The following is a 12,122-nucleotide window of genomic DNA, read 5'->3' on the forward strand; positions in this document are numbered from 1 at the left end:
CCTGGCCGGCCGCTTGACCGGCCTGCCGCCCTTCTTGTGGTCGATCGTGCCGACGTAGAACCAGTGGTCGACGATATGCGTCTGCCGCCAGCCGTCGCATTCTTCCTCGATGCCGACCGCGCCGGGATAAGGCCATACCACCACGCGCATGTGCTGCAGTGCCGCCAGCAGGCGGGCGTCGTGCAGTTCCATCGATTCGGCGCCGCAGCAGGCGCCGGCGCAACGGGCGATCTGGTGCGCGAAGCAGGCCCGGCCGCGCACTGCGGATTCGAGCCCGGTCAGTGCCGGGCATAGTCGGTGTTCCAGCACGATCTCCCGCAACCGCTCCACAGCCGCCCTGCGGGTGGCAAACAAGCCGAACAATCCTTCGGTGCGGGCAAAATCATGGTCCCGCGCGAACACCACTTCGGGCACCAGAGCGCGCGGGCCGGGCTGCAGGCGCAGGGTGCACATCTCCCGTCGCCGCAACAGCTTCTTGTTGTGCAGCGGCTGCATGTCCTTGATCAGCTTGGACTCCAGCAGCAGCGCGCCGATTTCGCCTGCGGTGCGCTGGAATTCGACGTAACGGCTTTGCTCCAGCATGCGCGCCTCTTCCGGCGTGCGCAGATGGGAAAGCACCCGCGATCGTATGTTGACGCTCTTGCCGATGTACAAGGGCCGGTCGTTTTCGTCGCGAAAGATATAAATGCCGGGACGCGACGGCAAGGCGTCGATGCTGTCGCGGTCGATATGGGTGGGATAAACGAAACTGCTCGCCGGGTTCAGCATGGGCAGCAGTCCGACAGCGGAAATACGTGGCGGCATGACGAAGAATGACATCCGGATAGCCCGGCCGGATGCAGGAGGTCGTCCGGCGTCGGGCGAGGTCATTCTACTGGATGCACATCCAGTAAGCGATGTCGGATTTATCATGGACCGCTGATTTTTAGTCCATGTTCCAGCCCGTAAAGAAAGCCAGGAGAAGCGTACCCTCCCCCGGTCGATGTCCCGTCTATGTCCTACAGCTTCGTGCCCGCGAACAACCGCCCGTTGGTCCGGTCCTCGCGCATCGCGCCGATCAGCAGACGGCGGCTCGTGGTGTCGTACTGGCCAATCCCGGTGAACGTCACTGCCGGCGTATTGCAGGACAGGGTGATCGTGTAGAGATTTCCCTTCGCACGTGCCGCCGCAGTGCCGGTGCACGGCGCGTTGGTCATGGTGATCGCGCCGGTAGCGGATATGGTCAGATTGGTAACGGGTCCGCCGGCAACGGCTGTCGATTCCGCAAGAAAACCGTTGTAGGTGCCGGCGATGATGTCCAGTCCGGGTTTGGATTCGTAGGCGGTATCGTAATTGGTGGTGAACGTCGCGGTCTGGTTGGCGGTGGTCGTATTCCAGTTGCCGTTGAAGGTTCTTTTCTGCACGTAACTGGCGGAGATGGTGGTTGCCAGCACGCCGAGACCTTCGATATTCAGATCACGCGAATTCGACGACGTATAGCTGCCATTCAGCGACGCGCCCGTGCCCTGCAGGAAGCCCCGTATCAGGGTCGGCTGGTTGATCGCCGAGTAGAACACGTAGTGGGTACCGTCCTCCAGTACCAGCGCGGTAAGCGTACGGCCGGTGTTGGTGGTGCCGCTGTACAGCCCTTCAGCGCCCGTCAGGGTGATGGCAGCGGGGGGCGGTGTTTTGAAGAACAGATCCTGCCCGCCGCAGGCGGACAGAAGGGATGCGCCGACGACAGCGGCACAGGCGGACAGGACAGTGGACGAAAGTGGCGAAGCAGGCATTGAAATTCCCGATGGGTCCTTGCGGACAAACGGGAAGAGTCTACCTGCCTGCCGGCAAGATGAAAATACCAACCACCTTTTTTCGGGACTATCGCGCTGTCAGCAGGGTCAGATTAACTTGAAAAGCGACAGACTGGAGGTTTTTACGAACGATTGCTGGGCCGCCTCGAGCATGATCTTCTGCTTCGACAGCTCGGTGATGGCCTTGGTGTAGTCCAGCCCCTGCAATTCCTCCAGCTGCTGCGCATATTGAAGTCCGACATCCTCGCCCTGGCTGTCAAGGTTTTCCATCTCCTTCAAACGGATGCCGACCGAAGCCCGGACCGTTAACACATTGTCAAGCGCATTGCCGGCGTTGTTGTTTGCCGCCGCCAACCCCATTGACAGCCGTGCCTGGTCCGCCGGACTGTTGACCGGCGCATTGAGCAGATTGACTAGCTCGGTAAGGCTGGCGAAGACACTTTGGTTGCCGCTCGGGCGCACAGTGAACTGGTCGCCGTTGGCCGGACTGCCCTTGATGTCGAACTGGATGCCGTCAAATGTGATCGCTTCTCCGCTGGTGTAGGGATTGGCCGCCGACAGCGTCGCGCCGGTGGTGGTATTGACGACGGTGTAGGTGGTCTGGGTTCCGGGAGCGGCGGTGAAGGTGACGCTGTAGTTGTTGCCGGTGAGCGCGGCGGCATTCGCGATCGACCCGGTCGATGCGACGCCGGTTCCGGTGTTGAGCGGATTGGCACCGGTAACGAAGGTGCCGTTTCCGGTTTTGGCGGTTTCGAAAATCGCCGCGCCGGTGTCGCTGACCGGCATTTGCCGGGCCGTCCCGACCTGCGCCAACCGCTGCCCCTGATCGCCGTTGTACTGCGCGCCGGTCGCGGTCTGCGCGAAGGGCTGCACATTGGTCTGAAAACCCGAAAAAAGGTAGTTGCCGGCGCCGTCGCGGCTGTTCGCGAGGCTGAGCATCTCGTCGCGGATGCCGACAAGTTCGGTTGCGATGAACTGGCGCTGTTTCGCGTCGAGCGCCGGGTTGCCGGCCTGGACCACCAGCGTTTTCACATCCTGCAGCAAGGCGGTCACGCCCTGGAGCACGCTTTCCTCCAGCGACAGCGATGCGGTGGCGTTCTGCCGGTTGGTCGCCAACTGTTCGTTGGCTGCTTTCGACTGCGATACCACCAGTGCCTGCGCCGCCGCGACCGGGTCGTCGGCCGGTGTCAGTATGCGGCGGCCGGTCGAAATCTGGTCCTGCACCTTGGCGAGACTGGTTTGCATCTCGCTGAGGCGGGTGGAGCCGCTTTCGAACATCATGTTGGTGCTGATGCGCATGATCTGAATTCCTTATTTACTTACGGACCGCTTAATTGCCCATTGTCAGCAGCAGGTCGAACAGCTCGCCGGCTGTCTGCATCACTTTCGCCGCCGCCTGATAAGCCTGCTGGTAGCGCATGAGATTGGCCGCTTCCTCGTCCAGATTCACGCCCGACTCCGCCTGCTGCTGCGCCACTGCCTGCGCCAGGAACTTGCTCTCCGCCTTGCCCGTGACTTCCACTTCGCGCGTTTTGTTTCCGACCTGGCTGACCAGCTGCGCATACGCCCCCTGGTAGCTTGCGGTTCCGTTCCCCAGCGTGTTGGCGGTCTGCTGCGCCGCCAGGAGCAGCGCATTGCGGTTGTCGCCCGTGCCGTTGGTATTCGGCCCGATGGTAAAGGTATCGCCGTTGGCGGGAGCGCCGCTGAGCTGTACCGTCCAGCCGTTGTAGGTGATGTTGCCGCCCGGCGTGTACGCGACGCCGACCGGATTGCCTGTCCCTGTCCCGGTGACATTAAAGGTTGTCGCCGACGTGAAGGTGATGGTGACCGGTTGCTGCAGGTTGGCGTTGGTGGGTGGCGGACCGTTGACCGTGCCGGCGCTGATCGTGCCGGTGCCGGTGTTCGTCAGCGGCGCCGTCGTACGGATCGGAGCGGCGGCGGCAATCTTCGATACATCGTTGATCGTCACGCCGAATCCTCCGGCGGCGTTAGCCGTCGGCTTGATGACATATTCGTCGCCTGCCGCGATCGTGCCGGAGGCGATATTGAAATTGATGCCATCAACAGCCCCGGCCGGGAACGCCGCGTTCGTATAGCGCACTGCGTTGTCGGAAAGACGGGTCACCACGTAATTGCCGCCGGTGTACTGCAAGCGATAGTCGCTGGTGGTCAGGGCGTTTGCATCGGTGACTGTAGCGCCGACCACCGCATTACCCGTATTGCCCACGCCGGCGCGCACGTCGGGCGCTCCGACCTTGAAAAAGCTTCCGCCGAGCGCGCCGGTCTGATCCTGGCCGAGGGCGTGCTGGGCATTGAAGGTCATGGCCAGCCCGGTGGCGATGCGGCCGAGCGAATTCTGCGCCAGATCCAGTGCCTTTGAGCGGAATTCCAGCAGTCCGCCGAGCTTACCGCCGTTCAGGTGGCTGTCAGCCAGCTCGATCACCTCGCCGTTGGAGACGTAGCCGACCGCCGTGCGGCTCGGATCGGCCGCCGAAGTGGTGGATACCAGGTCATAGGTTTTCGTGCCAACGACGACCGGCTGGCCGTTGCCGATGAAGACGTTATAGGTGTTGCCCTGTTTGACGACGGTGGTCTTGATTTCCTTGCTCAGCTCGGAGATGGCATAGTCGCGCTGGTCCAGCAGGTCGTTCGACGGGCGGCCGTCGGACTGGCCCTGCGCTTTTTCAATGGCATCGTTGAGCTTGGCGATCTGTTTCGTATAGACATTGATGGTGTCGACGCTGTTGCCGATCTGGCCGCGCACGCTTGCTTCGACTTCCTTCAACTGATTGGAGAGTCCCTGGAAGCGGGCCGCCAAGGTTTCGGCGGACGACAGCGCGGTCTGGCGTGCGGCGGTCGACGACGGGTTGGCCGCCATGTCCTGCACGCCCTTGAAAAAATCCTGCAGGACCGGCGACAGGCCCGAGGTCGAGTCGGCGAACTGGTTATTGATGCGGCTGATCTGCGCGTAATAGGTATCGAGCTGATACTTCGAGCTCTGCGACGTCATGACCTGGGTGTTCAGGAACTCGCTGAAGACACGTTTGACATCGGACACCTGCGTGCCCTTGCCGATGAAGCCGAAACCGGTATCCTGCGATCCGGCGGAAGTCTGGACCACCACCTGCCGGGTATAACCGGGGGTGGATGCATTAGCAATATTGTGGCCGGTGGTGACCAGCCCTGCCTGGGCAGCCGCGATACCGCTTTGCCCTACACCAAGGATTCCTGAGCCCATATTGTCGTCTTCTTTCGTGCGATAACTTCATCAACGGCAGCCGGCGGGAAAACTTGAATCCGCACAACGTCGCGGTCCTGCGCGCCCATCTCTTATCAAGCCGACAATGAATGATTGATAATGCGCGTCAGCTTGGCCGCATAGTTCGGATCGGTTGCATAACCCGCCTTCTGCAGGCCTTGGGCGAAGCCGGCGACATCGGTGGCGTTGGCCAATACTTTTTCATACCGCGGATTATTCTTCAGAAGCCTGGCGTAATCGCGGAAGGCGTCGGCGTAGGAATCATAGGCGCGAAATTTCTCTATTTTGGTCTGCGGCACGCCGTTGACGTATTCCGTCGTGGCGGTTTCCACCACCCGTCCGTTCCAGCCGCCCGTCGCTTTGATGCCGAACAGGTTGTGGCTGGTCGTTCCATCGGCGGCGCGTATCTCACGCTTGCCCCAGCCGCTTTCCAGCGCCGCCTGGCCGAGCATGAACTTCGCCGGAATGCCGGTGGCACGGCTGGCTTCATCGGCATGCGCCCCCAGCCGTTCCTGGAATTCCCGCACATGCGCCGGCCTGGACGGGTTCGATCGGGCGCTGTCCACCGCCATGGACGGCGTCGTCTGCACCGCCTTATCGACCGGTGTTACCCGTTCGGACACGGACGGCCCGACGTTCATGGGCGCCGGACCTTCCGGCAATCCGCCCTGCTCGTCCGCCATGCGGGTATTCACCACGCTCGACAACTGCCGGATCAGCACGTCGGCCAGTCCAATCCCGCGCGAGGCCATGGTCTGGCTCAGTTGCTGGTCCAGCATCGAGGTGTACATCTTGCTTTGCTGGCTGTCGAACATGCCTTCCTGCGGCGTCGCTTCGCGCATGCTTTTCAGGACCATGTTCATGAACAGTGCTTCGAACTGCTTGGCGGTGGCCTTCAATGCCTCCGGGGAGTTGTCGCGCGCAGCCTGGCGCAATGCGCCTGCGTCTTTTACGTCGATGGCCAGTCTTGCGGATGCGTCGGTGGGGTTGATCATGGGTTGTACGGTTTCAATGTCGCTCCGGCCGGCTCCTTCCCCCTCTCAGGGGGAAGGCTGGGATGGGGGTGGCGAGGTTGATAGCTGCATGCGAACGTTCAACCTCACTATCCCACCCTACCCCTCCCCCTGCGAGGGGGAGGGAACCGTCATGGAGTCGTATTTCAAATCAAATAATCTCCAACTCCGCCCGCAGCGACCCTGCCGCCTTCATCGCCTGCAGGATCGCCAGCAAGTCCTGCGGCGTTGCGCCGATCGCGTTCAGTGCCTTGACCACTTCCGCCAGCGATGTGCCACCCTTGAGCAGCAGCACTTGCCCGGGCTCTTTCTTGATATCGATCTGCGAGGTCTGCGTCACCACCGTCTGCCCGCCGGAGAACGGCGCCGGCTGGCTGATCACCGGATCGGTATTGATCACGACCGACAGGTTGCCGTGCGAGACGGCGCAGCTTTCCAGCGTGACCGCCTGGTTCATCACCACCGAACCGGTGCGCGCATTCAGGATCACCTTGGCAACCATTTGCGCCGGCGTCACGTTCAGGCTTTCCAGCGCACCGAGGAAAGCGACCCGCTCGTCGCTGCCGAGCGGCGCACGGACACGAATCACGCGGCCGTCGCGCGCCGCGGCGGTCTCCGGTCCGAAGCGCTGGTTAATCGCCTCAACTACCCGGCTGGCTGTCGAGAAGTCGGCATCGTTGAGTTCGAGATGGATGGCATCGCCCTGGCCGAGGCTCGTCGGAACGGCGCGTTCCACCGTCGCACCGCCGGAAATGCGGCCTACGCTCAGATGATTGATCTGCGCCTTGCTGCCACTGGCCGCCGCACCGACGCCGCCGACCAGCACATTGCCTTGCGCGATGCCGTAAATCTGTCCGTCCGCCCCCTTGAGCGGCGTCATGAGCAACGTGCCGCCGCGCAGGCTCTTCGCGTTGCCCATCGACGATACCGTCACATCGAGCAACTGGCCAGGCTGAGCGAACGGCGGCAGCGAGGTCGTGACCACGACCGCCGCAACATTCTTCAGTTGCAGGCTGGTGCCGGGCGGCAGGTTCACGCCCATGTTTTGCAGCATGCTGACGACGCTTTGCACCGTGAACGGCGTTTGCGTCGTCTGGTCGCCGCTGCCGTCGAGACCGACCACCAGGCCATATCCCATCAACTGGTTCTGCCGCACTCCCTGAATGCTGGCGAGATCCTTCAGGCGTTCCGCATGCGCCGCAGGAAGACAGGCACAGAACGCCAGCAACAGAGCGGAACAGGTGTTGACGAAAGTCGGCATACGGATATTCATGGCGAGCCCCGACGTTAAAGCGGCATGAGGCTGAGGAAGAACCGCACCATCTGCGATGCCACTTCCGCCGTATCAAGGCGGGTGTTGGTGCGGTATTCGATGCGCGCATCCGCCACCTGAGTGGAGGGCACCACATTCCCGGCGGCGACCGTGTCGGGATTCACCACGCCGGACAGCCGCACGTATTCCACACCCTTGTCGAATGCAATCTGCTTCTCGCCACTGACGAGCAGGTGTCCGTTCGGCAGTACGTCGATCACGGTGACGGTGATGGTTCCGGTGAAATTGTTGGCCGAGCTGGACGCGCCCTTCTCTTCGAATTTGTTCGAGGACTCGGCTGCCGCCCCGAGATCGGCCAATGTGGAACCCGGAATGCCGAATAGCCGTCCTACGGAGGCCGAGACGCTGCCCGCCTTGCTGGCCGAGTTTGCCGCCGACTTGCCGGCGCTGGTCCGCTCCGTGATGGCGATGGTCAGGATGTCGCCGACATGGCGCGCGCGGCGATCCTCGAACATCGGGCGGTACGATGCTGACTGAAATATTGCGCCGTTGGCCGGCGCGCTCATGGCGGCATGCGCGGACTGGGCCGCACGCGGCGGCTGCACGATGGAGTCCGGCACCGTTGTGCAACCCATCACGCCGGCAGCAATTGCGAACAGGAGGATGCGCTTCATGATTGCTTCGGCAAATCAGAGCTGCGACAAGCGCTGCAGCATCTGGTCCGACGTCTGCACGGCCTTGCTGTTGATTTCATAGGCGCGCTGCGTCTGGATCATGTTGACCAGTTCTTCGACGACATTCACGTTCGAGGTTTCGACATAGCCCTGTGAAAGCAAACCCGCGCCGTTCGTGCCGGGCGTGTTGCTGTTGGGTGAGCCCGAGGCGGTGGTTTCGACGTAGAGGTTTTCGCCTTTTGCTTCCAGGCCGGCTGGATTGACGAAGGTAGCAAGCTGGATGGTGCCGACCTGCGTTGCGGCAGCGCTTCCCTGCTGGGTGACTGACACCGTGCCGTCACGACCTACGGTCACGCTCAGGGAATTGGCCGGGATGGTGATCGCCGGCTGCACCGGAAAGCCGCTCGACGTGACGAGTTGTCCCTGGCTGTCGATCTGGAATGCGCCGTCCCGGGTATAAGCAGTCGTGCCGTCGGGCAGCAAAACCTGGAAAAAGCCGGCGCCCTGAATGGCCATGTCCTTGTCATTGCCGGTCTGCTGCAGGTTGCCCTGGGTAAAAATGCGCTCGGTCGCCACGGGACGCACACCGGTACCGACCTGCAAACCGCTCGGCAGCTGCGTCTGCTGCGAAGATTGCGCGCCAGGCTGGCGCATCGTCTGGTACAGCAGATCCTCGAATACCGCCCGTGAACGCTTGAAGCCGCTGGTGCTGACGTTGGCCAGGTTATTGGAAATGACATCCATCTGCGTCTGCTGCGCATCCAGGCCGGTCTTGGAAATCCATAGCGATCGAATCATTGCGTTCTCCGGTAAATCTTGTCGTTTTCCTGCATGGACCGAATGCATCGGCCGAAAGCATCAACCAATCAGGTCCGTTAAGCCTGAGTTCGATTATCGTGCGTCAGCCGTCAGCTCAAAGCGAGGAGCTGCGCTGCTTTCGCATCGTTGCTCTCGGCGTTCTTCAGTAAATTCATCTGCATTTCGAACTGCCGCGCGAGGCTGATCATGTTGACCATCGCATCGACGACATTGACGTTGCTGCCTTCCAGCGAACCGCCGACGAGCGCCACGCCGGGATCTGCGTCGGCGGGCTCTCCGCCCCGCACGCGGAACAGGCCATCATCGCCGCGCACGATGGTGTCCTCGGGCGGATTCACCAGCTTGATCCTGCCCAGCACGTTGGACGGGCCGGGCTTGAAGTCGTTGGCCATCGCGCTGACGGTGCCATCCTTGGCGATGGTGATATTCACATCCGGCGGTATGCTGATCGGCCCGCCGTCGCCGAGGATATTGAGGCCGGACTGCGTCTGCAGCACGCCGTTTTCGCTCAGCTTCAGGCTGCCGTTGCGGGTATAGGCTTCAGTGCCGTCTTCGAGTTGCACCGCGATCCAGCCCTTCCCTTGCACCGCCACATCGAGGTCGCGCCCCGTCTGCTGGATCGGTCCGGCGGAAAAGTCGGTGCCGACGGTGGAATCGACCACGAAGGTGCGGGTCGGCATGCCCGGCCCGTTGACTTCCACCGCCCGAAATGCGTCGAACTGGGCGCGAAAGCCCGTGGTGGCCGCATTGGCCAGGTTGTGCGACGTATTGGCCTGCTGCTCGAGAATATGCTTGGCGCCGGTCATGGCGGTGTAGATCAGGCGATCCATCGTCTTCTCCCGGTTCGGCCCGGCGCAACCTCAGGTCACGCCGGAATCCGTGTCATCGTTATTTCAGGTTCACCAGCGTCTGCAGGATCTGGTCCTGCGTCTTGATGGTCTGTGCATTGGCCTGATACACCCGCTGCGCGGTGATCATGGTGACCAGTTCCGCCGTCAGGTCGGTATTGGAATCCTCCACGGCGGAAGATTGCAACACGCCGAGGTTGCCGGAATTCGGCGTGCTCACCAGCGGCTGGCCGGATGCCGCGGACTCGGCCCATGCGTTATTGCCCAAGGGCTGCAAGCCGTTCGGGTTGGTGAAGTTGGCGAGTACAACCTGGCCGAGGACCGCGGTCTTGCCGTTGGTATAGCGGCCGGTGATGATGCCGTTGCCATCGGTATTGAAACCGGACAGCCGGCCCGATGTGTAGCCGTCCTGGGTAAGCGTGTTGACGCTGAACGCGGAGCCGAACTGGGTCGTCCCCGATAGGTCCAGCGTTACCGGAAACGCTGCAGCGCCGGTGCTTGCGGCTGGCGTCAGGGTGACGGTGAATGCAGCCGGAGCCGGCGGCGCCGGTGTCGCGATGGCGCCGCTGCCGTTGAACGTGATGTTGCCGATCGGTGCGGCAAGCTGCTGCACCGCCACGCCGTCATCGAACGCGCCGTACACCGTCCACGCATTGGGGCCGGTTTTTACGTAAAAAGTCTGCAGCGTATGTGCATTTCCCAGTCCGTCGTAGACGTTCACCGAGGTGGCATTGTGATAGGTGGCCGGCAGGTCCTTGTTGAACGCAGCGGCGATCGCCGTTTTCGTCGAATCGAGATTGAGCTGGCTCTGCACGCCGGTGGTGGTTTTCGGCGTCAGGTCGGCATTGGAAATCTGCAGTTCCACCGGCGCGCCGGTTGCCAGCCTGCCGTTGGCATCGACCGCGAAGCCGGTGAGGCGAGCTCCGGAGGCATTGGTGATGAAGCCGTCCTTGCTGAGCTGGAACTGGCCGTTGCGGGCATAGGAAATCGCACCGTTATTGCTCATCCGGAAGAAGCCGCCGCCGTTGATGGCGATGTCCAGCGGGTTCGCCGATGCGGTAATGTTCCCCTGCGTGAACTGCTGCGCGACCTGCGACACCTTGGTACCGATACCGGTCGCGCCGCCGCCGCCCGCGCCGGAGAGCGAGTTGGCGTAGACGTCGGCGAACTGCACCTGGCCGGCCTTGAATCCCACGGTGTTTGCGTTGGCGATGTTGTTGCCGATCGATTCCAGCGTTTTGGACGCGGCGTTCAAACCGCTCAAGCCTTGTTGAAAACTCATCTTGCTTCTCCTAGTTGTGCATGCCGCTGCGCCTGGACCGGCGCGACCTGTCTATTTATATTGCGCGGGGTGTTTCAAAGGATCTGGCGGATGTCGGCGAGCTTCACCTCGCCGATGCCGAGTACGTTGAGCTTCACGCCCTGCGCTCCGGATGCGACGCTTGCCACATCGCCGAATGCAAGAGCGGTTGCTTCCACCGCCTTGCCGGCGCGCTTGGCGGTGATGTCGAAGGTGTACTTGCCGCTGGCGGCGTCCTCGCCGCTATCGGTCTTGCCATCCCATTGCAGCGGCAGCATGCCTGCGTCGTTGCCGCCGAGGTCGATGTTGCGCACCGGATTGCCGGAGCCGTCGCGGATCGTGACCCGGACGTTGTCGGCCGATTCGGCCAGCTCCACGCCGAGGAATGCCTTGCCTTCGCTGAGCTGGAGCGTCGAGCCGGGTGCGAGCACGCCGCGGCCGATCATGCTGGCGGCCTGCAGCGACTGGTTCGACTGCATGCTGCCCTGCAGCGCCTCCAGCGTCGCATTGACCTTGTCGATGCCGGTCACGGTCGACAACTGCGCCAGCTGGCTCGTCACCTGCGCATTGTCGAGCGGGTTGAGCGGGTCCTGATTGCGCATCTGCGTCACCAGCAGGGTGAGAAACTTGTCCTCGGCTGCGGCGGCGGTGCTTTTGGCTTCCTTCTTTCCCGGATTCATTGCCGCCAGCAATTCAGCGGATGGTCCTGTCGTGCTCTGTACGGTGCTCATCGCCTATCCTTGTTCATTGACCCAGGGTCAGGGTTTTCATCAACATGGTTTTCGCCGCGTTCATGGTTTCCACATTGGTCTGGTACGAACGCGAGGCGGAAATCATGTTCACCATCTCCTCCACCACGTTCACGTTCGGCATCGCGACATACCCTTTCTCGTCCGCCTGCGGATGCGAAGGGTTATGCACCATCTTGAGCGGCGACTGGTCTTCCACGACCTGCGCGACCTTCACGCCGGATGCCTGCTGTCCCGCCATCACCGCGCTGAACACGACCTGCTTGGCGCGGTAGGTCTGCCCGGTGGAGCTCGTTGCGCTGTCGGCGTTGGCGATATTGCTGGCAACGACGTTGAGACGCTGCCCCTGCGCACTCATGGCGGACCCGGCGACATTGAATATATTGAATAGCGACAT

Annotated in this window: 12 protein-coding genes; all 12 read right to left on the bottom strand. The window is 62.2% G+C overall.

The window, feature by feature from the left end:
* A partial coding sequence (locus tag VGU61_RS04660; RefSeq protein WP_326857933.1) for a GIY-YIG nuclease family protein occupies positions 1-819 on the bottom strand: 819 nt, incomplete at its 3' end.
* A 179-nt stretch (positions 820-998) separates the two neighbouring features.
* Complete coding sequence (locus tag VGU61_RS04665) at positions 999-1,769, bottom strand: hypothetical protein (protein ID WP_326857934.1); 771 nt, start codon at positions 1,767-1,769, stop codon at positions 999-1,001.
* A 108-nt stretch (positions 1,770-1,877) separates the two neighbouring features.
* The gene (gene flgL / locus VGU61_RS04670; protein WP_326857935.1) at positions 1,878-3,089 is read right to left on the bottom strand and encodes a flagellar hook-associated protein FlgL; all 1,212 of its coding nucleotides are present in this window, start codon (positions 3,087-3,089) and stop codon (positions 1,878-1,880) included.
* 31 nt (positions 3,090-3,120) lie between these two features.
* Positions 3,121-5,028 carry a flagellar hook-associated protein FlgK gene (gene flgK, locus VGU61_RS04675; protein WP_326857936.1) on the bottom strand — a complete coding sequence of 636 codons (1,908 nt, stop codon included), beginning with the start codon at positions 5,026-5,028 and terminating at the stop codon, positions 3,121-3,123.
* Positions 5,029-5,123: 95 nt separating this feature from the next.
* On the bottom strand, positions 5,124-6,044 hold the full coding sequence (gene flgJ / locus VGU61_RS04680; protein ID WP_326857937.1) for a flagellar assembly peptidoglycan hydrolase FlgJ: 921 nt from the start codon (positions 6,042-6,044) through the stop codon (positions 5,124-5,126).
* 169 nt (positions 6,045-6,213) lie between these two features.
* A complete protein-coding gene (locus tag VGU61_RS04685; protein WP_326857938.1) occupies positions 6,214-7,335 on the bottom strand; it encodes a flagellar basal body P-ring protein FlgI in 1,122 nt (373 codons plus the stop codon).
* A 14-nt stretch (positions 7,336-7,349) separates the two neighbouring features.
* Positions 7,350-8,009, bottom strand: coding sequence for a flagellar basal body L-ring protein FlgH (locus VGU61_RS04690; RefSeq protein WP_326857939.1), 660 nt, complete (start codon positions 8,007-8,009; stop codon positions 7,350-7,352).
* Between the two features lie 15 nt (positions 8,010-8,024).
* A complete protein-coding gene (flgG, locus tag VGU61_RS04695; protein WP_326857940.1) occupies positions 8,025-8,807 on the bottom strand; it encodes a flagellar basal-body rod protein FlgG in 783 nt (260 codons plus the stop codon).
* Positions 8,808-8,917: 110 nt separating this feature from the next.
* Complete coding sequence (flgF, locus tag VGU61_RS04700) at positions 8,918-9,658, bottom strand: flagellar basal-body rod protein FlgF (protein ID WP_326857941.1); 741 nt, start codon at positions 9,656-9,658, stop codon at positions 8,918-8,920.
* 58 nt (positions 9,659-9,716) lie between these two features.
* The gene (gene flgE, locus VGU61_RS04705; protein ID WP_326857942.1) at positions 9,717-10,958 is read right to left on the bottom strand and encodes a flagellar hook protein FlgE; all 1,242 of its coding nucleotides are present in this window, start codon (positions 10,956-10,958) and stop codon (positions 9,717-9,719) included.
* A 74-nt stretch (positions 10,959-11,032) separates the two neighbouring features.
* Positions 11,033-11,707 carry a flagellar hook assembly protein FlgD gene (flgD, locus tag VGU61_RS04710; RefSeq protein WP_326857943.1) on the bottom strand — a complete coding sequence of 225 codons (675 nt, stop codon included), beginning with the start codon at positions 11,705-11,707 and terminating at the stop codon, positions 11,033-11,035.
* Positions 11,708-11,720: 13 nt separating this feature from the next.
* Entirely contained in the window at positions 11,721-12,122 is a 402-nt protein-coding gene (gene flgC / locus VGU61_RS04715) for a flagellar basal body rod protein FlgC (protein WP_326857944.1), read from the bottom strand.

This window comes from Noviherbaspirillum sp., assembly GCF_035944575.1.
Classification (GTDB): domain Bacteria; phylum Pseudomonadota; class Gammaproteobacteria; order Burkholderiales; family Burkholderiaceae_D; genus Noviherbaspirillum.